The organism is Streptomyces krungchingensis (assembly GCF_054729265.1).
Map to the genome: position 1 here is coordinate 3,283,591 of NZ_JBPUKY010000001.1, position 23,514 is coordinate 3,307,104.

Genomic DNA, 23,514 nt, shown 5'->3' on the forward strand with positions numbered 1-23,514 from the left:
ATGACGCCCAAAGGAGAAGGAACGGGAACCCTCGACGAACGGATCACCGGAGCCCTCGTCGGAGCCGCCGTCGGCGACGCGCTCGGCGGCCCCGTCGAGGGGTACTCCCCCGAGCAGATCACCGAGCGCCACGGCGGCCGGGTGCACGGCATCGTCGGCCCCTGGAACGGCGACGCGTGGCGCACCGCCCGCCCCATCGCCCCGTACCACAAGGGCGACGGACACGTCACCGACGACACGTTGATGACCCATGCGCTGGTACGGGTGTACGCGACCGTCCGCGACCACCTCGACGCGTACTCCGTCGCCGAGCACCTGGTGCCCGACCTCATGGGCACCCCCCGCTGGATCCCCGAACTGGAGGCCGAGGCGCTCCCCCTGCAACGGATCTTCCTCGCGGAGAAGTGGCTGGTGGCCCGGCTGCACTACGGCCACGTGGACCCCCGTGAGGCGGGCACCGGCAACATCGTCAACTGCGGTGCGGCGATGTACATGGCCCCGGTCGGCCTGGTCAACGCGGCGAACCCGGCCGCCGCGTACGCCGAGGCGCTCGACGTCGCCGGCGCCCACCAGTCGTCGTACGGCCGCGAGGCCGCGGGCGTCTTCGCCGCGGCGGTCGCGGCAGCCTGCGCCCCAGGGGCGACCCCCGCCTCGGTGGTCGACGCCTGCCTGGCTCTGGCGAAGGACGGCACCCGCGACGCCGTCGAGGCGGTCTGCGAAGTCGCCGCCCGCCACACGGACTTCGAGTCCGCGCTGGCCCCGCTGCGCGAGGCGGTGGCCCCCTACGACACCGTCGGCCCCGACTACCGTGCCCCGTCCCTGGGCGCCCGCCGCCCCTCACGCCTGCACTCCATCGAGGAACTCCCCGTCGCCCTTGGCATGTTGGTGGTCGGGGGCGGCGACTACCGGCACGCGGTCCTCGGCGCGGTCAACTACGGACGCGACTGCGACTCCATCGCGACCATGGCCGGGGCCCTCGCGGGCGCCCTCGGTTCCGAGGTCCCGCACGACTGGGCGAAGACGGTGGCGGAGTCGAGCCGCCTCGACCTGGACGGTCCGGCCAGGACGCTCGCGGAGGTGACCCGGGAGATCTTCGAGCGGGACGTGCGCCGCCGCCGGGCCCACGAATCGGCGTACGCGGCTCTGGCGGGACCACGGTGACCGGCTCCGCCGGGTCGCCGGCGAAGGCGCTCCGGCTGACCTGGGTCCAGCCCGAGGACCTCCTGGGCCACGAACTGCACCAGGCGGTCCAGGACGGCCGCTCCCCCGCGGCCGTCGCGGCCCGCTGGCGCGCGGCGGGCGGCTCCGAGGCCCCGCTGCGCGCGGGTTCCTCCCCGATTCCGGTCTCCCCGTACCTGCGGGTCCTGGCCGAGGACCTGCTCGACGAGCTGGCGGACCTGCCCAGCACGTCGGCGCACCAGGAGCCGACCGGCCTGACGAGGATCAGGGCCCACTGCGCGGACTGGCCGGCGCCACCACCGGTACCGCCGCCGGTCCCCGGCCAGGCCCGCCTCGAAGCGGCCTGGCTGGGCAGGGCGGTCGGCTGCCTGCTGGGCAAACCGGTGGAGAAGCTGCCTCTGCGGGGCATCCGGGAGCTGGCCCGGGCCACCGGGAACTGGCCGCTGCACACCTGGTTCACGGCGCGCGGACTGCCCGGGCACCTCAAGGAGGCCTACCCCTGGAACAAGCGGTCCGCGCCCACCTCCCTCGCCGAGAACATCGACGGCATGCCGGAGGACGACGACCTCAACTACCCGCTCCTGAACCTCCTGTTGCTGCAACGCCACGGCAGGCGGTTCACCACCGCGGACGTGGCCCGGCTCTGGCTGGACGAACTCCCCGCGGGCCGCACGTTCACCGCGGAACGCGTCGCCTACCGCAACCTCCTGTCCGGCATCGAACCCCCGCGGACGGCCCGCCACCGCAACCCGTTCCGCGAGTGGATCGGCGCGCTGATCCGCGCCGACGTGCACGGCTGGACCAACCCCGGTGATCCGGGCGCCGCCGCGGCACAGGCGCACCGGGACGCCACCCTCACCCACACCGCCAACGGCGTCTACGCGGCGATGTTCACGGCGGCGGTCGTCGCCGAGGCGGCCGGCGGGACGAGCGACGTCCACCGGTGTCTCGGCACCGGACTCACCGTCGTGCCGCCCGGCTCCCGACTGGCCCGCGCGGTCCGGCACGCCGTCCGGCTCGCCCGTACGACGGACGACTTCGACACGGTCGTGGACGAACTGCACGCCGTCCACCACGACTGCCACTGGGTGCACGCCGTGCCCAACACCGCCCTGATCGCCGCCGCCCTCACCCACGCGGACGGCGACTTCACCGGGTCCATCTGCCGGGCGGTGTCGGGCGGCTGGGACACCGACTCCAACGGCGCGACGGCCGGCAGCGTCGCGGGCCTCCTCGCGGGCGACCCCCTGGCCCTGCCCGACCGCTGGACCAGCCCCCTGAAGAACCGGCTCGCCACCTCGATCGCCGACTTCGACGGCATCGGCTTCGACACCCTCGCCCACCTCACACAACGGGAGATCCGTCGCCCATGACCCACATCGCCGTGCTCGGCAGCACGAACATGGACCTCGTCGCGTACGTCCCCAAGGCCCCGCAGCGCGGGGAGACCGTGACAGGACGGGAGTTCCGTACGATCCCCGGCGGCAAGGGCGCCAACCAGGCGGTGGCCGCGGCGCACGCGGGCGCCGACGTCTCGCTGATCGGCGCGGTGGGCGCGGACGCCTTCGGCAGCCAGCTCCGGTCCACGCTGGAGCACTCGGGCGTGGACACCGACCACCTGCGCACCACCGAGGGCCCGTCGGGCACCGCGCACATCGTCGTCGACGACGAGGGCGGCAACGCCATCGTCGTCGTCCCCGGCGCCAACGGCACCGTCACCGCCCTCGCCCCCGGCGACGAGGGACTCATCGCCACCGCCGACGCCCTCCTGCTCCAGCTGGAGATCCCGCTCGACGCCGTCGTCGCGGGCGCCCGGGCCGCGCGCCGGCACGGCGTCCGCACGATCCTGACGCCCTCCCCCGCCCAGCCGCTGGCAGCCGAACTGCTCGGCGCCATCGACCTGTTGCTGCCCAACGAGCACGAAGCCGCCGCGCTCACCGGCGTCACCGACCCGTACGAGGCCGCCGCGGCCCTGCTCGAACAGGTCCCGCAGGTCGTCGTCACCCTGGGCGCGGCGGGCAGTCTGTACGCGGCCCGGGGCGCGCGGCCCCTCACCGTGCCCGCTCCCCGGGTCACCGCCGTGGACTCGACCGGTGCGGGCGACACCTTCGCGGGCACCCTCGCCGTGGCGCTCGCCGAGGGCCGGGAGATGCCGGAGGCGCTCGTCCGGGCGTCGGCGGCCGCGGCGCTCTCGGTGCAGCGGCCGGGGGCCTCCTCCTCGATGCCGTACCGGTCGGAGATCGACGCCCAGGCCGCACAGGCGAACGGCGCGCGCTCATGACCGCGCGCCCGGCCCGCCCGGTGGGCCCGCAGGGCACCGGTCCGGCGAGCACGGACCCGGAGCGCACCCGGCCGCCGCATCGCGCGAGCGCCCGACCGGAACGCGACGGCCCGCTCGCCGGGCTGCGCGTCCTGGACCTCGCGACCCTCTTCGCCGGACCGCTGGCCGCCACCATGCTCGGCGACTTCGGCGCGGAGGTCATCAAGGTGGAGCATCCGGCGAAACCGGATCCGTCGCGAGGCCACGGCCCGTCGAAGGACGGCGTCGGCCTGTGGTGGAAGCTCCTCGGCCGCAACAAGCACACCATCACGCTGGACCTGTCCAAGCGCGGCGGCCGCGCGACCCTGCTCCGGCTCGCCGCCACCGCCGACGTGATCGTCGAGAACTTCCGGCCCGGCACGCTGGAGAAGTGGGACCTGGGCTGGGACGAACTGTCGGCCGCCAACCCCCGCCTGCTGCTGGCCCGGGTCACCGCGTTCGGCCAGTTCGGCCCGTACGCGCACCGCCCCGGCTTCGGCACGCTCGCCGAGGCGATGAGCGGCTTCGCCGCGGTCACCGGGGAGCCCGACGCGCCGCCGGTCCTGCCGCCCTTCGGGCTCGCCGACTCGATCGCGGGCCTGGCGACGGCGTACGCCGTGATGACCGCGCTGCGGGCCCGCGACCGCACCGGCGAGGGCCAGGTCATCGACATGGCGATCATCGAACCGATCCTGACCGTCCTCGGCCCGCAGCCCATCTGGTACGACCAGCTCGGCCACGTCCAGCCGCGCACCGGGAACCGCTCCGCGAACAACGCCCCCCGCAACACCTACCGCACGGCGGACGGCTCCTGGGTGGCGGTCTCCACGTCGGCGCAGTCGATCGCGGAGCGGGTGATGCGGCTGGTGGGACGCCCGGACCTGATCGACGAGCCGTGGTTCGCGACGGGCGCGGACCGGGCACGGCACGCGGACGTCCTGGACGAGGCGGTCGGCTCGTGGATCGCCCGGCACGACCGGACCGAGGTCCTGGAGGCCTTCGAGAAGGCGGAGGCCGCGGTGGCCCCCGTGCAGGACGTGCGGGACGTCATGACCGACCCGCAGTACGCGGCCCTGGACACCGTGACCACTCTCGACGACCCCGACCTCGGACCGCTGCGCATGCAGAACGTCCTCTTCCGGCTCTCCGGCACGCCGGGCGCGATCCACTGGGCGGGCCGCCCGCACGGCGCGGACACGGAGCGCGTCCTCACCGAGCTCGGTCTGACCGGGGCGGAGATCGGCGCGCTGCGCGCGGAGGGCGCCCTGTGACCGCGGAATTCCCCCTCACCTGGCTGTACGCCCCCGGGGACCGTCCTGCCGTGGTCGCCAAGGCCCTGGTCTCCGGGGCGGACGTCGTGCTGGTCGACCTGGAGGACGCGGTGGCCCCGGACCGCAAGGCGTACGCCCGCGAGGCCACGGCCGACCTGCTGTGCGATCCGCCGCCCGTCCCCGTCCACGTCCGCGTCAACGCCCTGGACAACCCGCTGACGGAGACCGACCTGAAGACGCTCTCCCCGCTCCCCGGACTGTCCGGCATCCGGCTCCCGAAGGTGACCTCGCCCTCCGACGTCGTACGGGCCGCGCAGGAGGCCACGCCCGCCGACGGCGCCGCGATTCCCCTGTACGCGCTGCTGGAGACGGCACTCGGCGTGGAGCACGCCTTCGCCATCGCCTCGTCGCACCGGGCACTGCACGGCATCGCCATCGGGGAGACCGACCTGAGGGCCGACCTCGGCGTCCGCAACGACACGGGCCTGGACTGGTCGCGCGCCCGTGTGGTCGTGGCCGCGCGTGCGGCGGGCCTGCCCCCGCCCGTCCAGTCGGTCTATCCGGACATCCGCGACGTGGAGGGGCTGGCCTCGTCCTGCGGGCACGGCCGCACGCTGGGTTTCCTCGGGCGTGCGGCGATCCATCCCCGCCAGCTGCCCATCATCGAGCAGGCCTACCTCCCCACCCCGGCGGAGATCGAGTCGGCCGAGGCCGTCGTGAAGGCCGCCGAGAGCGACGCGGGCGCCCAAGCCCTGCCCGACGGCCGGTTCGTCGACGCGGCGGTGGTGATGGCCGCCCATCGCACCCTCGCGCTGGCGCGCCGTCTGACGTAGCGGGCCCCGCACACGAAGGGGGCGCCGCGTCCGGGACGCGGCGCCCCCTTCGGGGTACGGAAGGTCAGCCCTTCTTGGCCGACCCCGCCTCGTCGACGGTGGCCGGCGCGACGTCCTCGACGGCGTCCGTGTCCTCGGCGGAGCCGGGCTCACCGGGTCGGTCGGCATCCGGGTCGACGGGCTTCGCCCGGACGGCGGAGTCGTCGGCGTCCTCGGCGGAGTCGTCCGCGTCCTTGCCGGAGGCCTCGGTGGCCGCGGCGGTCTCGCCGTCCTTGTCGCCGGGGGTGTCCGCGCCCGGCTCCACGACGGCCTCCCGGCCGGGACGGCGGCGCGCGGAGATCACGATGTACAGCACCGCGAGCAGGAAGACCACCATCGCGGTCCAGTCGTTCAGACGCAGACCGAGGATGTGGTGGGCGTCGTCGACGCGCATGTACTCGATCCAGCCGCGGCCGACGCAGTAGGCGGCGACGTACAGCGCGAAGGCGCGCCCGTGGCCCAGCTGGAAGCGGCGGTCGGCCCAGATGACCAGGAGTCCGACGCCGATGCACCACAGCGACTCGTACAGGAACGTCGGGTGGTAGTAGCCCGGGACGCGGCCGTCCGCGGAGGAGGTGATGTGCAGCGCCCAGGGCACGTCCGTGGCCTTGCCGTACAGCTCCTGGTTGAACCAGTTGCCCCAGCGCCCGATGGCCTGGGCGAAGGCGATGCCGGGGGCGATGGCGTCGGCGTACGCGGGCAGCGGGATGCCGCGGCGGCGGCAGCCGATCCAGGCGCCGACCGCGCCGAGCGCGATGGCACCCCAGATGCCGAGCCCGCCCTCCCACACCTTGAAGGCGTCCACCCAGTCACGGCCCTCGCTGAAGTACAGCTCGTAGTCCGTGATCACGTGATAGAGCCGGCCTCCTAGGAGACCGAAGGGGACGGCCCAGACCGCGATGTCGGCAACGGTGCCGGATCGCCCGCCCCGGGCGATCCAGCGCTTGTTGCCGAGCCAGACGGCCACGAAGACGCCGATGATGATGCAGAACGCGTACCCGCGCAGCGGAATGATGCCGAGATGCAGCACACTGCGCGACGGGCTGGGAATGAAGGCAAGTTCCATGGCAGGGTCGACGCTACCGTGCCGGACCTCACCTGAGGCAAGCAGCCCGGCAACGGGTCCATAACGTGCGGCTGCCCCCGGGCCGGGCGGCGGGCCGGGGGCAGCGGGCGTGCGGGGAGCTCAGGACTTGTTCTCCGCCTCCACCAATTGCTTCAGCTTGGCGGGCGTCATCGTCTGGTCCGCATAGATGTTCGTCGCGCCCAGCAGCACGGTCGGGGTCGAGTGCAGGCCGTTGTTCTGGAAGGCGGTGTTCGACTTCACGACCCAGCTGTCGTGCGTCCCGTCGTTGACGCACTTGCGGAAGGCCGGGGTGTCCAGGCCGTCGACCTTGCCCGCCAGCTCGATGAGCTTGGCGTTGTCGGCGAAGGCGTCGTCGGTCTCCGTGGGCTGGTTCTCGTAGAGCACGTCGTGGTACTCGGTGAACTTGCCGGCGTCCTGGGCGCAGGCCGCGGCGTTCGCCGCGCGCAGGGAGCCGCTGCCGCCCATGTTCCCGTCGATGAGGGTGACCAGGTGGTACTCGACCTTCAGCTGTCCGGCGTCGACCAGCTCGTGGATCGTGGGCCGATACATGGCCTCGAAGGCCTGGCAGGCGGGGCAGCGGAAGTCCTCCCACACCGTGAGGGTCGACTTGGCGCCGTCCTTCCCGACGGGGATGGCGAGACCGTCCTTGCCGGTGGCTCCCGACGGCGACACGGCCGGACCCGCCGTCTCGGTCTTCTTGGTCTCCTTGCCGGAGTTGGCGGCCAGGACGCCGACCACCGCGGCAAGGGCCAGGACGCAGACCACCGACGCCCCCACGATCAGCGCGCGCCGGCGCTTCTCCGCGGCCTTCTGCTTCTCTCGCTCGACCGCCAGCCGCTCGCGGGCATTGCGCTTTACGTCACGGTTGTTCTCGCTCACATCCGGCAGAACGAACCGGGGAGGCGCAGCGCGCCTCCCCGGTCCCAGGTCCACCCCTTCGAGTGAGCGGATTGTCCGTTACGCACCTGTCGGGGGGCCGGCGCGACAGCTCCGCCGGCTCCCCCGGTGCAGGCCTCACGCCTTCTTGCGCACGCCCTCGGCGAGGTCGCCCGCGAGGGCGCGCACGGCGTCGAGACCTGCGGCCTCGTCCGGCGCGTCCAGCATCCGCTGCACGAACGCCGAGCCGACGATCACACCGTCGGCGAACCCGGCCACCTCGGCGGCCTGGGTCGCGTTGGAGACGCCGAGGCCGACGCAGACGGGCAGCTCGGTGGTGGCCCGGGTGCGCCGCACCAGGTCCTGGGCCTGGGCGCCCACCGACTCGCGGGTGCCGGTGACGCCCATCAGCGAGGCGGCGTACACGAAGCCGCTGCCCGCCGCGGTGATCTCGGCGAGCCGGGCGTCCTTGCTGCTGGGCGCGACGACGAAGACGGTCGCCAGGCCGTGCTTCTCGGCGTGCTCCCTCCACAGCGCCGACTCCTGGACGGGCAGATCGGGCAGGATGCAGCCCGCGCCGCCCGCCTCGGCGAGCTCGGCGGTGAAGCGCTCCACGCCGTAGCGGTCGATGGGGTTCCAGTACGTCATCACGAGGACCGGCTTCCCGGTCGCCTCGAAGGCCTCCCGGACCGTCCGCATCACGTCGGCGATCTTGACGCCGCCGCGCAGGGCGATGTCGTCGGCGGTCTGGATGACAGGGCCGTCGAGGACGGGGTCGCTGTGCGGCAGGCCCACCTCGACGACGTCCGCGCCGCCCTCGAAGACGGCCTTGATCGCGGCGATGCCGCCGTCGACGGTCGGGAAACCGGCCGGCAGGTAGGCGATGAGGGCGGAGCGCCCTTCCGCCTTCGCACCGGCGAGGGTGTCGCTCAACAGCTGGATGTTGCCGCTCACTTGGCGTCCCCCTCGATCTCGGCGTTCTCGCCGGCCGCGTCCGCGGGGACGACCGCGTCGGTGCCCTCGTCGTACAGGCCGAAGTAGCGGGCGGCCGTGTCCATGTCCTTGTCGCCGCGGCCGGACAGGTTGACGATGATCAGCCCGTCCCTGCCCAGCTCCTTGCCGACCTCCAGGGCCCCCGCGAGCGCGTGGGCGCTCTCGATGGCCGGGATGATCCCCTCGGTGCGGGAGAGCAGGCGCAGCGCCTGCATGGCCGCGTCGTCGGTGACGGCGCGGTACTCGCCCCGGCCGCTGTCCTTGAGGTAGGAGTGCTCGGGGCCGATGCCGGGGTAGTCGAGTCCGGCCGAGATCGAGTAGGGCTCGGTGATCTGCCCCTCCTCGTCCTGGAGGACGTACGACCGCGAACCGTGCAGGATGCCGGGCTCGCCGGCGGTCAGGGTCGCGGCGTGCTCTCCGGTCTCCACCCCGTGCCCGGCGGGCTCGCAGCCGATCAGGCGGACGTCCGCGTCCGGGATGAAGGCGTGGAAGAGCCCGATGGCGTTGGAGCCGCCGCCGACGCATGCGACGGCGGCGTCGGGGAGGCGTCCGGCGCGCTCCAGGATCTGCCGCCGCGCCTCGACGCCGATGACCCGGTGGAAGTCGCGCACCATGGCCGGGAAGGGGTGGGGGCCCGCGACGGTGCCGAAGAGGTAGTGGGTGCGGTCGACGTTGGCGACCCAGTCGCGGAACGCCTCGTTGATGGCGTCCTTGAGGGTGCGGCTGCCGGACTTCACGGCGATGACCTCGGCGCCGAGCATCCGCATCCGGGCCACGTTCAGTGCCTGGCGCCGGGTGTCGATCTCGCCCATGTAGATGGTGCATTCGAGACCGAAGAGCGCGCAGGCGGTCGCGGTGGCGACGCCGTGCTGGCCGGCGCCCGTCTCCGCGATGACGCGCGTCTTGCCCATCCGCTTGGTCAGCAGGGCCTGGCCGAGCACATTGTTGATCTTGTGGGAGCCGGTGTGGTTGAGGTCCTCCCGCTTCAGGAAGACACGGGCGCCTCCCGCGTGCTCGGCGAACCGGGGCACCTCGGTGAGCGAACTCGGCCGCCCGGTGTAGTTGACGAGCAGGTCGTCGAGCTCGCGGGCGAACTCGGGGTCCGCCTTCGCCTTGTCGTACTCGACGGCGACCTCGTCCACGGCGGCGACGAGCGCCTCCGGGATGAACTTGCCGCCGAACGCGCCGAAGTAGCCCTCGGCGCTGGGAACTCGACCCTCCGGGTCGGGAATGAAGAACTCGCTGGGCATGCGATTACCTCGCAGGGGCTGTCGCCCCGGTTGAAGGCCGGTCAGTGGTCACGTTAGCCACGTACGCCCGCGATGCACCCGCGGCACGGGGCCGAGCCGTCCCGTCCACCCTCCACGGCGGACACCCCGCCGCATGACGGCCGGGCGGACCGGAAGAGTCACCGGTCGGGTGGCGAGGACCGCCACGACGGCATGCGGCCGTGCGGCGGTGATCGGCGGTGCCGCGCCGGGCGGAGCCACTCGACGGCGGGACGGGCGGAGCCCGTCCCACGCCCGGAACCGCGCCCGGCGGTGTGACGGGGCGGATCTCCTGGAGTGGCCGGTGCCGGACTCCGGCTCAGACCGCCCGAAGGGAGGACGTGGCCGGAAGGGGCGCGAGCGCGCGTACGCGCTCGGGCCATCGCATGCCGTTGACCTGGCCCGGCTCGTCGCCGATGACGTAACGGACCCGGCGGCCGTGCACGCGCCGCGCGGGCGCCCGGCAGCCGCGCGGACGGCAGCCGCGGGCGAGACGGGCGTACGGGCCCCGGACCGCCGAGGCGGGGGACGGTGCCGCGGCGGAGCGCACGGCGGGCCGGCCGGTGTGGGTGCCCCCGCGCCCCGGGCGTGCCGCTTCACCGTCGGGGCGCAGGCCCGGACGGGAGTCGGCGACGGCGCGGGGCGCGACGGACACGGGCGGGTCAGTCCCGTCCGTGGCGCAGCGCGGGGTGGGCCCCGGCCGCGACGAGGTCGGAGACCGCGGTCTTCGGGTCACGGCCGGTCACGAGCGACTCGCCCACCAGGACCGCGTCGGCGCCGGCGTTGGCGTACGCGATGAGGTCGTGCGGGCCGCGGACGCCGGACTCGGCGATCTTGACGATGGAGTCGGGGATCTCGGGCGCGACGCGCTCGAAGGTCGTGCGGTCGACCTTCAACGTCTTCAGGTTGCGCGCGTTGACACCGATGACCTTGGCTCCCGCGTCCACCGCGCGCTCGACCTCGTCCTCGTCGTGCACCTCGACGAGCGGGGTGAGCCCGATGGACTCGGCGCGCTCGATGAGGGACTCCAGGGCGGGCTGGTCGAGGGCGGCGACGATCAGCAGCGCGAGGTCGGCACCGTAGGCGCGGGCCTCCCACAGCTGGTAGGACGTGACGATGAAGTCCTTGCGCAGGACCGGAATGTCCACGCGGGCGCGGACGGCCTCCAGGTCCGCGAGCGAGCCGCCGAAGCGGCGCTCCTCGGTCAGCACGGAGATGACGGCGGCGCCGCCCGCCTCGTAGTCCGCGGCGAGGCCGGCCGGGTCGGCGATCGCGGCCAGCGCACCCTTGGAGGGGCTGGACCGCTTGACCTCGCAGATGACCTTGACGCCGTCACCGCGCAGGGCCGCCACGCCGTCCTTGGCCGCCGGAGCCTTCGCCGCGCGCTCCTTGAGCTCGTCGAGGCTGACGCGCGCCTGCCGCTCCGCGAGGTCGGCACGGACTCCGTCGATGATCTCGTCGAGCACGCTCACGCGAGCGGCCCCCTTCCTGCGGTGGAGGGTTGAAGCAGTCGACCCGGGTGGACCGTCCCGGACGGTTCGGACGGGTCACTTGTGATGGTATCCGGAGGAAGGCGTAGGCCTTGCATCCGGTTGACGCCGGTCCCACTACCTGGACGTTTGCCCGTTGATCAAGGATGCAACCAGCCGCCGAACGGCAGGTTCCGGACAACGGTGAAGACGAGCACCAGCGCGCCCAGGCTCCACAGGTGGACCGGTCCGAGATCCAGCCGCACCGGCCGTCCGCGGACCGAGCGGACCACCCAGACGGCCCACACCACCGCGAAGACCAGGTATCCGGCGACGGCGAGCACGTTGTCGGTGAGCGCCGTCGCGATGTCCCCGTGCACGAAGGCGTGCGCGCTGCGCAGACCTCCGCAGCCGGGGCAGTACACGCCCGTGAAGCGCAGCAGCGGGCAGACCGGGTAGTGGCCGGGCTGGTTCGGGTCGACGGCCCCGACGTACGCGAAGGCACCGACGACAGCGGCCAGCACCCCACCGGGGACGAGGAGCCGGCGCAGCGCGTCCGGAAGTCCGGCCGCCCGCGTCACCCTCTGGGTTTCTGCGTTCACCCCACGCATTGTGCCCCTCTCCCGCGTCGCGCGCCTGTCGCGCGAACGCGAGAGGCGGCCCCGGCCGTGCCGGGACCGCCTCTCGGGAGGTTCGCGGGCCGGTCAGCCCTGGGCACCCGCCGTCTCGCGGACCGGGGTGGACTTCTGCTGGCCGAGGCCCGCGGACTTCATGATGTAGCCGACGACACCGCCGAGCGCGACGACGACCATGCCCGCCCAGAAACCCAGCGGCTGGGCCATCACCATGAAGGCACCCGCGACGCAGAAACCGATGAAGGCGATGATGACACCGGTCCAGGCGGCCGGGGTGTGACCGTGGCTGCTGCCCGCCATGACTTGCTCCTCGTTGCTGTATGCGTATGTGAGTCGGACGCTCACATCCATTGTCCCGTACTCGGGCGCGTGCCGTGAGCGGGGGGTCCTTCCTCGCGCGCCGCCCGTGCCGGTGCGTGACCGGGGTGCCGGGCGGGCCGGGGACGCTGCGGAGCGCTCAGGTCCCGGCCGGGTCGGGACCCGTCGGGTCCTCACCGCGGTCGAGCGCCTTCCACAGGTCCTCGGGGCGGTCGGGGTCGACCGGCTCGGCCTTCCGCGGCCGGGGCGTCCCGTCGCGTTCGTAGCGGCCCGACATCGCCGGCCACAGGCTGCCGTAGCGCAGCGCGAGCAGACCCGCGAGGAGGATCAGCGCACCGCCCACGGCCGCGACGTACGGCCAGGCGGTGTGGCTGAGCGCGTCGGCGGTGGCGGCGGTGTTGCCGGAGGCGGCGGCGGCCTTCTCGTCGAGTGCGGAGCTGTCGTCCGCGCCGAGCACGGCCGCGACGACGGTGCCCGCGCCGGAGAGGGCGAGCAGCACGGAGACGAGCAGGCGCCCGGAGCGGCGTACGGCGAACACGGCGACGAGCGCGGCGAGGCCGACTATGGCGAGCGCCGCGGGCACGCCCGTGACGTCGCTGCCCTTGGCGGTCAGCGGGAAGTCGCCGCCGGCCACCGTCGCGGTGCCCTCCGCCCAGCTGCGCCGGGTGGACAGCAGGGCCACGGCCGCGCCGAGCGCGCCGCTGAGCAGGGCCACTCCGAGGCTGCGGCGGCCGGACCCGGCGGGGCCGGCGGCTTCGGATCGGGGGTGAGGTACAGCAGTCACGTACTCCACTATCGCCTGAACCCCGGGCGAACCGTCACCCGGGGTTCACGTGAGCCTCGTCCTATTGCCGGGAGCCGGACGGTCCGGCAGCCCCCCGCGGCCGGGGGCCAACGGCGCTACCGGCCCAGGCGGTTCGCGGTGTGCACCGCGCGCAGGACGGCCGCCGCCTTGTTGCGGCACTCGTGGTCCTCGGCGACCGGGTCGGAGTCGGCGACGATGCCCGCGCCCGCCTGGACGTACGCCGTGCCGTCGCGCAGCAGGGCCGTGCGGATCGCGATGGCGGTGTCGGAGTCGCCCGCGAAGTCCAGATAGCCCACGCAGCCGCCGTACAACCCGCGCCGGGACGGCTCCAGTTCGTCGATGATCTGCATCGCGCGCGGCTTGGGCGCTCCGGACAGGGTGCCCGCCGGGAAGCAGGCGGCCAGGACGTCGAAGGCCGTGCGCCCCCGCGCGACCCGCCCCGTCACCGTCGACACGATGTGCATGACGTGCGAGTACCGCTCGATGGACATGAAGTCGACGACCTCGACGGAGCCGGGTTCGCAGACCCGGCCGAGGTCGTTGCGGCCCAGGTCGACGAGCATGAGGTGCTCGGCGCGCTCCTTGGGGTCGGCCATCAGCTCGTCGGCGAGGGCCTGGTCCTCCTGGACGGTGGCGCCACGCGGCCGGGTGCCCGCGATGGGGTGGACCATCGCCTGCCCGTCCTCGACCTTGACGAGTGCCTCGGGGGAGGAGCCGACGACGTCGAAGCCGTCGAAGCGGAACAGGTACATGTACGGCGACGGGTTGGTCGCCCGCAGGACGCGGTACACGTCCAGGGCGCTCGCCGTGCACGGCGTCTCGAAGCGCTGGGAGGGGACGACCTGGAAGGCCTCGCCCGCCCGGATGCGCTCCTTGACGTCCTCGACGGCGTCCCGGAAATCGGCGCCGCCCCACAGGGCGGTGTACTCGGGCAGTTCGGAGGGCGGGAGCGCGGCGGGCGGCTGGGACACCGCGCGCGACAGGTCGGCCTCCATGGCGTCGAGGCGGGCGACGGCGTCCGCGTAGGCCTCGTCGACGCCGGTGTCGAGGTCGTTGTGGTTGATCGCGTTGGCGATCAGCTGGACCGAGCCCTCCCAGTGGTCCATGACGGCCAGGTCGCTGGTGAGCAGCATGGTCAGCTCGGGCAGCTTCAGGTCGTCCCGCTCGCCGGGGCCGATCTTCTCCAGACGCCGCACGATGTCGTAGCCCAGATAGCCGACCATGCCGCCGGTGAACGGGGGCAGGCCCTCGCCGTGCGGGGTGTGCAGCGCCTCGATGGTGGCGCGCAGGGCGGCCAGCGGGTCGCCGTCCACGGGGACGCCGACGGGCGGGGTGCCGAGCCAGTGCGCCCGGCCGTCCCGCTCGGTGAGCGTGGCGGCCGAGCGGACGCCCACGAAGGAGTAGCGGGACCAGGACCGGCCGTTCTCCGCGGACTCCAGGAGGAAGGTGCCGGGGCGCTCGGCGGCGAGCTTGCGGTAGAGCGCGACCGGCGTGTCGCCGTCCGCGAGGAGCTTGCGGCTGACGGGGATCACACGGCGGTCCGTGGCCAGCTTGCGGAAGGTCTCGAGGTCCATGGCGGCTGACCCTACTGATCCAGTGACGGTACGCCGGAATCGGCGTCCTTGAGCAGGACGTCGGCGTCGAAGCAGGTGCGGGCGCCGGTGTGGCAGGCCGCGCCCACCTGGTCGACCTTCACCAGGAGGGTGTCGGCGTCGCAGTCCAGGGCCACGGACTTCACGTGCTGGACGTGGCCGGAGGTGTCGCCCTTGACCCAGTACTCCCGTCGGCTGCGCGACCAGTACGTGCAGCGGCCCGTGGTGAGGGTGCGATGCAGCGCCTCGTCGTCCATCCAGCCGAGCATGAGCACCTCGCCGGTGTCGTACTGCTGGGCGATGGCGGGGACGAGCCCGTCGGCGCTGCGCTTGAGGCGCGCGGCGATCTCGGGGTCCAGGCCGCTGGGGCTGCTGGGCTGAGGCGTGCTGGTCATGGGTGCCATTCTGCCGCGCCGGGACGACGTGTCCCGCCGTCGTCCACGGGCCGGACGCCGCCCGGGCCGTCCGGCGCGGGCACGCCGTCCCGGCGGCCGGCGTCCACTGGGCGGACGCGGGGGGCGGTCGTAGGCTTGCCGCATGTCGACCCATGCCAAGCGTGAACGACTTCTCCTGGCCGATCTGTTGGAGGCCGTGGGCCCGGACGCCCCGACGCTGTGCGAGGGCTGGAACGCCCGGGACCTCGCCGCGCACGTGGTGGTCCGCGAACGCCGTGCCGACGCGGCCGGCGGAATCCTGATCAAACCGCTCGCACCACGGCTGGAGCGGGTGATGGCGGAGTTCGCCGAGAAGCCGTACGAGGAGCTGATCCAGCTGATCCGTACGGGGCCGCCGCGGTTCTCGCCGTTCTCCCTGAAGCAGATCGACGAGGCGTCGAACACGGTCGAGTTCTACGTCCACACCGAGGACGTGCGGCGCGCGCAGCCCGACTGGACGCCGCGCGAGCTGGACACGGTGTTCCAGGACGCCCTGTGGTCCCGGCTGGAGCGCACGGCCCGGCTGGCCGGCCGCGGCTCCCCGACCGGCCTGGTGCTGCGCCGCCCGGACGGCCAGACCGCCGTCGCGCACAAGGGCACTCCGGTCGTGACGGTCACGGGCGAGCCCTCGGAGCTGCTGATGTTCGCGCTCGGCCGGCAGCAGGCGGCCGATGTGGAGCTGGACGGCGACAAGGACGCGATCACGAAGCTGCACGAGGGGAAGCAGCTCGGGATCTGAGCGGCCGGCGGACGGGCGGTCCGCCCGTGCCGCCTCCGGTGTCCGTCAGGGGTCCAGCAGGTTGCGGGCGGCCAGGGCGAGCGAGAGTTCCACGACGTCCGCGGGCCGGGTCAGGGAGCGGCCGGTGAGCTGCTCGCAGCGGCGCAGCCGGTTCAGGACCGTGTTGCGGTGGCAGTAGAGCCGGCCGGCGGCACGCTGGGCGGAGCCGTCGCAGGCCAGCCAGGCCGTCAGGGTGTCCAGCATGATGTCCCGGTCGGAGGCGTCCAGCCGCAGCAGCGGGCCCAGGACCCGCTCGGCGAGCGCCGCCCCGAGGGCCGGGGCGGACACGACGAGGGCGGCGGGCAGGTGCTCCTCCAGCACGACCGTGCCCCCGGAGCGCGGGCAGGCCCGGAGCGCCGTGTCGGCCAGGCGGCGGGCGTCGCCGATCGCGGCGAGGCCCTCCACCACCGGGCTCACCCCGATCCGTGAACCGGGCGGGCAGGCCAGCCGCCGGGCGATCTCCCCGGCGTCCGCGTCGGTCCCGTGCGTCCGGGCGTGCTCACCGTCGGGGCCGTCGCCGCCGCCCGGGCCGCCGGCCTCCGGCACGGCCGCCGCGCGCCCCGGGCCCCGGGCGCCGAGACCGCCGTCGTGGCCGTGGCCCGGCTCACCCCCGCCGTGCGGCACGTCGAGGTCACCGCCGAGCAGGACGATCCCGTAGCTCCCGCCGCCGTCGTGATCACGGGACCACAGGACACGCAGGCCGGGCAGGTGCGGCCGGACCCGTACGTCCGCACCCGCCCGGACGGCGGGCAGGCGGGCCAGCACGACGGCGTACCGGCCCTCTTCGGGAAGCCCCAGCGCGGCCGCGGTGGCCGGCAGGTCGGCGATGCGCGCGGTGCCGTCCAGCAGCGCGGTCGTCATCAGCCGCAGCCGGTTCTCCCGGCGCCACGTCAGCTCGCGCTCGGTCTGGCGGTAGGCGTCGGCGACGATCGCGCAGTGGTCGTCGACGAAGTTCCACACGTCGGCGGCCACGTGCACGAGCAGCCGTACGTCGGCGGGGTCGCGGCGGGCCGTCTCGTCGACGAGCCCCTGCCAGACCATGCCGCCGCCCAGCCGGAAGGCGCGCAGCAGGGCGTCCAGCGGGAGGCCGTCCTCGGCCCGGGCCCTGCCGATGGCCCAGGAGCAGCGGTGGGCGGCCTCGCGCAGTTCGCCGGGCCGGATGAGGGATCCGACGTTGAGCCGCAGCGAGCGCTGCACCTCGTCGCGCACGTTCTCCGGGTCGGTCCGCACGGCCGTGCGGTAGGCGGGTTCGCACTCGCTCAGGAGGGTCATCAGGCGTTCGGTGAGCTCGGGCAGCCCCGCCATGAGCGTCCGGGCCGCGCGGTGCAGTACGGAGAGTGCCTCCGCGTCGACGGCCGGGCGTGCGGCGGGTACCGGGGGCCGCGGTCCGGGCAGGGGCCGGACGTGGGCGGGTACGAGGTGCTGCATCGCTGTCCTCCACCGGAGTCGGCTCGGTCCGGGCGGCCCGGTGCGCCGACGCGCGGCACACGGGTGCTCCGGACCTCCTGATCCCGCAGGATGACATACCGCCCGGTCGGTACCTAGGGGTGTGCGATGGTCTTCTCGGCCCGGTCCACCAGTCGGGAGAGCTCGACGCGGGAGCGGATCCCCAGGACGGCGAAGACATTCCGCAGGTGGTGGTCGACGGTGCGGGGACTCACGGACAGGCTGAGCGCCACCTCGCGATTGGTGGCGCCCTCCGCCACGCACCGCGCGATCCGCAGCTGCTGGGGCGTCAGCAGCGCCAGCGGGCCGGACGGTTCACGCGGTGCGGCGTCCCCGGTGGCGCGCAGTTCGGCCCGCGCCTGCGCGGCCCAGCCGAGTGCGCCGCCCCGCTCGAAGGAGACCAGCGCGTCACGCAGACGACCGCGGGCCTCACCCGGTCTGCGCCGCCGTCGCAGCCACGACCCGTACAGCAGCTGGGTACGGCCGCGTTCGAAGTCCCCGGTCGCCTCCTCGTGGCGGGCGAGCGCGGCGACGAACAGCGCTTCGCGTTCCTGATGGCTACTCAGCAGGGCGCGACAGCGGGCCAGTTGGGCTGGCGCCTGCGGGTCGGCGCCCTGACCGGCCCACCGGGCGAACTCGGCCACCGCCGAACGGGCGGCCTCCGCCTGGCCGGTGCGGGCCGCCGCCTCCACGAAACAGGGGACGGCGAGCATCCGCACCGCGAAGTGACCGCGGCGCGGGCCGGGTCCGACCAGCGGGCCGAGTCGCGCGGCGGCCTCGGCGACCCGGCCGCGGGCCAGGTCGGCGCGGGCCCGCGCCCACTGGGCCAGGGTGGCCGCCTGCACGAGTCCGTGGGGCGCGGCGACACGTTCGGCGGCGTCGGCGTGCTCGGCGACGGCCTCCGCGGAACCCTCGACCGACGCCACCAGCGCGAGGATCGCGTGGTGGTGGGCCGCGAGGTTGTCCTGGCCGGCGTCGCGGGCGGTGCGCAGTCCCTCCTCGGCGTGGGCGCGGGCACGGGCGTGCCGGCCGGCGCGCAGTTCGGCGTAGGCCAGGCGTTCCAGCGCCTGGGCGACGAGCAGGCGCGGGCCCCTGGCCCGGGCGACGGCGAGGGCACGGGAGCCGGCCCGGCAGGCGGCCGGCAGATCGCCCGCCACCAGGGCGGCACCCCCGGCCCGCAGGAGCGCCTCCGGGCTCTGCGGAGCGGTACCGGACGCGCCCGCCACCACCTCGCGCAGCCGCTGCCGTCCGGCCTCCAGACGGCCGTGCATCACCTCGGTCATCCCCTCCCGGTACGCCGTGAGCCGGCGGTCGGCGCCGGGCTGTGCGGAGGAGGGCTCCAAGGCCTCCAGGCAGGCCGCCGCGTCGCCCGCCGCCCAGGCCGCCTCCATGGCGGCGAGCCGGGCGGCCTGGGCACGGCCCGCGTCGGCGGGAGCCAGTAACTCGGCCGCCAGGAGCAGCGCTTCGCGCGCGTCGGCGACCGGGCCGTCCTGGAGGGCGAGCCGTCCGCCGACCAGTTCCGCCGCTCCGCGCACGGCGTCCCGCGCACCCTCGTAGCCGGCCTGCGCCAGCAGGTCCCGGGCGCGCCGCGGCAGCCCCGCCAGCCGGGCGTGCTCGGCGGCGTGGATCAGCCGGAGGGCGCGTACACCGTCCTCGGCGGCGAGTTCGGCGGACCGCGCCCAGGCCGCCGACAGCTCCGCGGAGTCCGTCCCGGCCTGCGCCCGGGCCGCCGCGGCGGCGGCGAGCGCGTCGCCGAGGCCGGGTGCGGGTGCCGTGGCCGCCGCGGCCCGGTGGAAGAGCACGGGCAGCGCATGCGGGCCCCCGGCGTGGGCCTCGGCCAGCAGACGGTGGGCCGCGCGCCGCCGGGCGGCCGGCGCGGTCGCGTAGAGGGTGCGGGCCGTGCCCGGGTCCACCACGCCGATCCGGCCTCCGGTGAGCCGGACGAGACCCGCGGCCTCCGCCGCGTCGAGGACACCCGCGTCGAGCCCGCCCGCGCCGGCGGCTCTGCGGACCACCGCGGCGTCCACTCCGGCGCCCCTCACGCCCCGCTCCCCCTCGGCAGCCGCCAGCAGCATCAACTCACCCTCCCCCACGCACCGTTCACCGGGCCACACGGCCTCACCCCCGACGACCGGCACGGCGGGACCGGACGGCCCGGCGGAGCTCGCGGCGCCCGCTGAACCCCTGCGGCTGGACCCCGGCGGCCTGTCGGCCCGGGCGGGGCCCTCCGCGTCGAGTACCGGAGCGGCGGCGGGAGTCGGACCGGTGCGGCCCCGCCCACTCCCCGCCCGCGCCATCGACGGGTCCGGGAGGGGGACCGCCGTCACTTCCGCACTCGGGGGCGGCGTCGCGCCCGCGCCCGGGACCGCCGTCGCCTCCGCCGCCGGGGGCGGCTGAGTCTCCGTGCGGCCCTCCGGTGGTTCGGTGGCCGCGGCGGTCGGCGCTCCGGGCGTACGGCTCCGGGGCGGTGGATCCGACGCCCCCCGCACGGGTGGGGGTGACGCGCTCCGGCCCGCTGTCCGGAGTGGACTTCGCGCAGTCGTCATTCCGGTCACGAGCGTCACGTTACTTCCGCGTAAACGACGGCGGAAGTGCCGGGTTCGCTTGCCCCGCACTCCCGGAGACCCCCTGTGACCAGGGAGAAGAGGGCCGTCGGGGAGGCACGGGGCGGGCGCGGGCTGGGCGCGCTCCCAGACCCGGCGGGTCTTGCCTGTGCGCCCGCACAAGCGGTGCGCCCGGGGTGCCGTGAGAGCACCCCGGGCGCGGACTCGACGACGCCGGGACGGGTCAGGAGGTGTGCGGGCAGTTGCCTCGGTACTCGTCGATCGTGAGGGACGGCCGCGGCAACGGGCAGAGGAACTGCTCGTAGCGGGTGTCATTGTCGATGAATCGCTTCAGCCACGAAATGCTGTACTTCGCGATCGTCGTGTTCGAGCTGTTGGGCGTGAAGTGGGTGGCGCCGTTGAGCTCCAGATACGCCTTGTCGAGCGAGCTCGGCAGGCTCTCGTAGAAGGGCTCGGAGTGGGTGGCGACCGGAGCGATCGTGTCACCGTCGGCGCCCACGATCAGGGTCGGCGTCTTGATCTCCGGCCAGGTCTTGTCCAGGTTCCAGCCGGTCAGCGGGATCGCCGCCTGGAGCGAGGGACGGCTCTTCGCGGCCTCCAGCGTGCCGCCGCCGCCCATCGAGTGCCCCATGACGCCGAGCCGGCTGCTGTCGATCCTGGTCCGCACGGAACTGCTCTGCGTCAAGTAGTCGAGCGCGGCCAGCAGTTGACGTCCCCTGCTGTCGGGCTGGTCGAGGGTGGTGAGGGTGTCGATGGTGAACACCACGAAGCCCTGGGAGGCGAGCCGGGGTCCGAGCCAGGCGATGGACGACTGGTACGCGGTGTACCCGGGCGAGATGGCGACCGCGCCGAAGGTGCCGTCGCTGGTCGAGGTCGGGTAGTAGACGGTGCCGCCGCCGAATCCGGACACGGACAGCGAGGAGACGGTGGTCTGCGAGACGGCGTACGGCCCGCGGGCCGCCTCGATGCTCGACTCGGTGGGCGCGGGGCCGCGCTCGTACGGGTTCGCGGCGGCCGCCCCCGCCGGGACGGCCTGCGCTCCGGCGGCCTGCGCGGCCACCAGGCCGCCCGCGGCCAGGAGCACCGCGAGGCCGGCCCGCACGAGACGGTTCGTGAACCGGTGCGGGCGCGGGGCGGACGGGTCGGGGCCGACGGGCGCGGCGGGGGAAGCGTTGTTCGGCTGCTGCACGGCGGGTGCGTCCTCTCGGTGAGGGGTGACGGACCCGCGCCGCGGGTCGCTGCGCGGCCGGGGCGTGGGTGTCGGACGGCGCACGCTCCGAAGCGGCGGGGTCCGTCTCGGTGGGTTGCGGTGGCAACTGTCCGCCCGTGCCCCGGCCGCGCACATCGGCAGAATCACCGGCCTTGGCCCGCACCCGTGCCCGCGCCCGCCCTCCCGGGGAACCCTCCCGCGCCGCCCTCCCGGGGCCCCCTCCCGGGGAGGCGCCCGCCCTCCCGGGGACCCCCTCCCGAGACCTCCGGGCCGCGCACCACGCCGGTGACGGCGGCAACGACGACGGCAGCGGCGGCAGCGACGACGGCGCACGTCCGCCGGCGCACTGTTCAGCGCGGCAGTTCGGCGCGGCGCAGGTCGCGGACGCAGAGGGTGACCACCCCGCCGAGGCCGCACACCGCGGCGCTGACGACGAAGACGGGCCCGGTGCCCCACCAGCCGATCGCGGCGGCGGTCAGCGGCATGCTCAGCGGGGCGAGCCCCAGGCTTCCGATGGTGGCGACGGAGCTGACCCGGCCCAGGAAGGCGGGGTCGGCGTGGGTCTGCAGCAGCGCGCCGCACAGGGCACCGCTGAGCCCGGCGAACAGACCGACGACCAGGGCGACTCCGACGGCCGCGGCCACGGTCGGCACGAAGGCGAGCCCGCCGATGGCGACCGAACCGGCGAGGATCGCCACCGCGGCCACCCGGCCCGCGTACGGCAGCCTGCCGCGCACGGTGAGGAGCAGGGCCGCGGCGCCCGCGCCGATCCCGAACCCGGCGAGCACCCAGCCGATGCCGGAGGCGCCCCAGCCGCGCCGGTCGGCCAGCAGGGTCAGGCCCACGTTGAGCGGTCCGACGAAGCCGAGATCACCGAGCGCGATGGCGATCACGAGGGGCGCGAGGACCCGATGGCGCCGGATGTAGCCGAGGCCCTCGCGCAGGTCACGCCACGGGGTGCGCTCCGCGGCCGTGTCGTCGGCGGGCAGTTCCCGCACGCGAACGGAGACGAGCAGCGGCACGGACAAGGCGATCAGCGCCCCCGCGAGCGCGAACGCCGCGGCGGCGCCGCCGAGCGCCACGCCGAGGCCGCCGAGCGGGGCGCCGGCGACGTTGGCGAAGCGGATCGCGAGGCCCCTCATGCCCTGGACGCGGGCCAGTTGGCCGCGGCTCGTGATGCGGGCCGGGAGGGCGCCCACGGCGGGCATGAAGACCGCGTCGACGGTGCCGAAGACGAGGCCCAGCAGGGCCAGCGGCCACAGCCCCGGGGAGGTCGCGAACAGCAGGGCCGCGACCGCCAGCACGGCGGCGCAGCGCACGGCGTCGCTCCCGATGACGACCTTCCGCGGTCCGAACCGGTCGGCGACCACTCCCCCGCCCAGCATCAGCAGGGCCCGCGGAATCGCGCTGACGGTCATCACGAGACCGGCCTGCGCGGGCGTCCCGGTCTGCACGGCGGCCCAGGACAGCGCGATGTAGTAGACGTTGTCGCCGATCATCGACGAGGTGTAGGCACCGAGCCAGCGCAGTACGTTGCCGTCGCGGTGGGCGGGGCGGCCATCGGCGGCGGGGGCCGGTGTCAGGACGGTCGTGGTCACGGTCCAGGTCCTCTCAGACGCTGAGACGAGCACGGAAGCAGGCATGTGCGGGGTACGGGCCGGGAGCAGGTCCCGGGATGCGGGCGAGGTCCCGCGCGGGCGCGGCTCTCGCGGCGGACCGCGTCGCGTGCCGGACGAGGTCCCTGCGAGGGGGTCAGGCGCGGAACGGGAAGCCGTACAGGTGCACCGCGACGTTCTCGCGGCCCTCGGTGTCGCCGGCCTCCTCGGCCGCGCGGCCCCGCTCGTCGTACTTCCTGACGAGGTCGAGCAACTCCTCGTTGAGCTCGGCGAGTTCGGCCGCCGTCAGACGCAGGCTGGACTCGGAGTCGGAGGAGGCGGTGCGCCACTCGGGCGCCCAGGCGTGCCGCTCGTCCAGGTAGCGCCGGTAGAGGTCGGCGCGCTGGTCGACGAGGAGCCGGGCGAACGCGGTGTGCGCGGCGGCCGTCTCGGGGGCGCCGCGGAAGTCCTCGTCGTGGAAGCTCACGCCCCCGGACGTCGGCTGCCACCACCGCTCGCGGCCGTCCCCGCTGCGCGGCTGCGCCTCCTCGATCAGTCCGTGCTCCGCCAGCTTGCGCAGGTGGTAGCTCACCAGGGAGGGAGCCTCGTCGACCTGCTCCCCCAGCTGCGACGCGGTGGCCGCGCCGGCCACGTGCAGCGAGCGGTACAGATTCATCCGCAGGGGGTGCGAGAGCGCCTTGAGCGTTCCCAGATCCGAGACCCTGCGGCTCTCCTTGCGAGTCTCTTCTTCCGCCATGCCTTCACCGTAGATGCGAAGGAAAAGTTGCGCAACATAAATTGCGCAACTTTTCTTTCACGTCTC

The 23,514-nt window shown here is 74.4% G+C and carries 21 protein-coding genes and 1 pseudogene; 6 read left to right on the forward strand and 16 right to left on the reverse strand.

What is annotated here, in order from left to right; translation table 11 throughout:
• The 5 genes from ACSYGO_RS14630 to ACSYGO_RS14650 are packed head-to-tail and all read left to right on the forward strand — an operon-like array spanning window position 1 to window position 5,582.
• Complete coding sequence (locus ACSYGO_RS14630; protein WP_426675922.1) at window positions 1-1,161, forward strand: ADP-ribosylglycohydrolase family protein; 1,161 nt, start codon at window positions 1-3, stop codon at window positions 1,159-1,161.
• Window positions 1,158-2,552 carry an ADP-ribosylglycohydrolase family protein gene (locus ACSYGO_RS14635; protein WP_426675921.1) on the forward strand — a complete coding sequence of 465 codons (1,395 nt, stop codon included), beginning with the start codon at window positions 1,158-1,160 and terminating at the stop codon, window positions 2,550-2,552. The genes ACSYGO_RS14630 and ACSYGO_RS14635 overlap by 4 nt, the downstream gene beginning before the upstream one ends.
• Entirely contained in the window at window positions 2,549-3,460 is a 912-nt protein-coding gene (gene rbsK / locus ACSYGO_RS14640; protein WP_426675920.1) for a ribokinase, read from the forward strand. Before ACSYGO_RS14635 ends, rbsK begins: the two co-directional genes overlap by 4 nt.
• A complete protein-coding gene (locus tag ACSYGO_RS14645) occupies window positions 3,457-4,749 on the forward strand; it encodes a CaiB/BaiF CoA transferase family protein (RefSeq protein ID WP_432185901.1) in 1,293 nt (430 codons plus the stop codon). Before rbsK ends, ACSYGO_RS14645 begins: the two co-directional genes overlap by 4 nt.
• Window positions 4,746-5,582 carry an HpcH/HpaI aldolase/citrate lyase family protein gene (locus ACSYGO_RS14650; RefSeq protein ID WP_426675918.1) on the forward strand — a complete coding sequence of 279 codons (837 nt, stop codon included), beginning with the start codon at window positions 4,746-4,748 and terminating at the stop codon, window positions 5,580-5,582. The genes ACSYGO_RS14645 and ACSYGO_RS14650 overlap by 4 nt, the downstream gene beginning before the upstream one ends.
• 64 nt (window positions 5,583-5,646) lie before the next feature.
• Here the strand turns inward: ACSYGO_RS14650 and lgt are convergent, their stop codons facing one another.
• From lgt to hisI, 11 genes are all read right to left on the reverse strand, one after another.
• Window positions 5,647-6,687, reverse strand: coding sequence for a prolipoprotein diacylglyceryl transferase (gene lgt / locus ACSYGO_RS14655; protein ID WP_432176585.1), 1,041 nt, complete (start codon window positions 6,685-6,687; stop codon window positions 5,647-5,649).
• 120 nt (window positions 6,688-6,807) lie between these two features.
• Window positions 6,808-7,587, reverse strand: coding sequence for a DsbA family protein (locus tag ACSYGO_RS14660; RefSeq protein WP_426675916.1), 780 nt, complete (start codon window positions 7,585-7,587; stop codon window positions 6,808-6,810).
• Window positions 7,588-7,722: 135 nt separating this feature from the next.
• Window positions 7,723-8,538, reverse strand: coding sequence for a tryptophan synthase subunit alpha (trpA, locus tag ACSYGO_RS14665; protein WP_345643823.1), 816 nt, complete (start codon window positions 8,536-8,538; stop codon window positions 7,723-7,725).
• Complete coding sequence (trpB, locus tag ACSYGO_RS14670) at window positions 8,535-9,827, reverse strand: tryptophan synthase subunit beta (protein WP_426675915.1); 1,293 nt, start codon at window positions 9,825-9,827, stop codon at window positions 8,535-8,537. Before trpB ends, trpA begins: the two co-directional genes overlap by 4 nt.
• 337 nt (window positions 9,828-10,164) lie before the next feature.
• Window positions 10,165-10,395 carry a tryptophan biosynthesis modulator TrpM gene (trpM, locus tag ACSYGO_RS14675; protein ID WP_426676053.1) on the reverse strand — a complete coding sequence of 77 codons (231 nt, stop codon included), beginning with the start codon at window positions 10,393-10,395 and terminating at the stop codon, window positions 10,165-10,167.
• A 112-nt stretch (window positions 10,396-10,507) separates the two neighbouring features.
• The gene (trpC, locus tag ACSYGO_RS14680; protein ID WP_028803146.1) at window positions 10,508-11,317 is read right to left on the reverse strand and encodes an indole-3-glycerol phosphate synthase TrpC; all 810 of its coding nucleotides are present in this window, start codon (window positions 11,315-11,317) and stop codon (window positions 10,508-10,510) included.
• Window positions 11,318-11,475: 158 nt separating this feature from the next.
• Complete coding sequence (locus ACSYGO_RS14685) at window positions 11,476-11,925, reverse strand: DUF2752 domain-containing protein (protein ID WP_426675914.1); 450 nt, start codon at window positions 11,923-11,925, stop codon at window positions 11,476-11,478.
• Window positions 11,926-12,018: 93 nt separating this feature from the next.
• Complete coding sequence (locus ACSYGO_RS14690; RefSeq protein WP_426675913.1) at window positions 12,019-12,249, reverse strand: HGxxPAAW family protein; 231 nt, start codon at window positions 12,247-12,249, stop codon at window positions 12,019-12,021.
• 157 nt (window positions 12,250-12,406) lie between these two features.
• Window positions 12,407-13,060 carry a TIGR02234 family membrane protein gene (locus ACSYGO_RS14695; protein ID WP_426675912.1) on the reverse strand — a complete coding sequence of 218 codons (654 nt, stop codon included), beginning with the start codon at window positions 13,058-13,060 and terminating at the stop codon, window positions 12,407-12,409.
• Window positions 13,061-13,167: 107 nt separating this feature from the next.
• Complete coding sequence (locus tag ACSYGO_RS14700; RefSeq protein ID WP_432176583.1) at window positions 13,168-14,646, reverse strand: anthranilate synthase component I; 1,479 nt, start codon at window positions 14,644-14,646, stop codon at window positions 13,168-13,170.
• Between the two features lie 11 nt (window positions 14,647-14,657).
• A complete protein-coding gene (gene hisI, locus ACSYGO_RS14705; RefSeq protein ID WP_095933672.1) occupies window positions 14,658-15,059 on the reverse strand; it encodes a phosphoribosyl-AMP cyclohydrolase in 402 nt (133 codons plus the stop codon).
• 142 nt (window positions 15,060-15,201) lie between these two features.
• On the opposite strand from hisI, the gene ACSYGO_RS14710 reads away from it, so the two are divergent.
• Window positions 15,202-15,837, forward strand: a complete 636-nt coding sequence (locus ACSYGO_RS14710; protein ID WP_426675910.1) for a TIGR03085 family metal-binding protein — start codon at window positions 15,202-15,204, stop codon at window positions 15,835-15,837.
• Window positions 15,838-15,882: 45 nt separating this feature from the next.
• Here the strand turns inward: ACSYGO_RS14710 and ACSYGO_RS14715 are convergent, their stop codons facing one another.
• The 5 genes and pseudogenes from ACSYGO_RS14715 to ACSYGO_RS14735 form a co-directional block, all read right to left on the reverse strand.
• Window positions 15,883-17,304, reverse strand: coding sequence for a PucR family transcriptional regulator (locus ACSYGO_RS14715; protein ID WP_426675909.1), 1,422 nt, complete (start codon window positions 17,302-17,304; stop codon window positions 15,883-15,885).
• A gap of 113 nt (window positions 17,305-17,417) precedes the next feature.
• Window positions 17,418-19,013, reverse strand: a pseudogene (locus ACSYGO_RS14720) (LuxR C-terminal-related transcriptional regulator); the annotation flags it as partial.
• A 1,096-nt stretch (window positions 19,014-20,109) separates the two neighbouring features.
• The gene (gene bdeA, locus ACSYGO_RS14725; RefSeq protein ID WP_460386834.1) at window positions 20,110-21,075 is read right to left on the reverse strand and encodes a bis(hydroxyethyl) terephthalate hydrolase; all 966 of its coding nucleotides are present in this window, start codon (window positions 21,073-21,075) and stop codon (window positions 20,110-20,112) included.
• Window positions 21,076-21,446: 371 nt separating this feature from the next.
• Window positions 21,447-22,739, reverse strand: coding sequence for an MFS transporter (locus ACSYGO_RS14730; RefSeq protein ID WP_426675907.1), 1,293 nt, complete (start codon window positions 22,737-22,739; stop codon window positions 21,447-21,449).
• 109 nt (window positions 22,740-22,848) lie between these two features.
• On the reverse strand, window positions 22,849-23,448 hold the full coding sequence (locus ACSYGO_RS14735) for an ArsR/SmtB family transcription factor (protein WP_460386835.1): 600 nt from the start codon (window positions 23,446-23,448) through the stop codon (window positions 22,849-22,851).
• Between the last annotated feature and the right edge of the window lie 66 nt (window positions 23,449-23,514).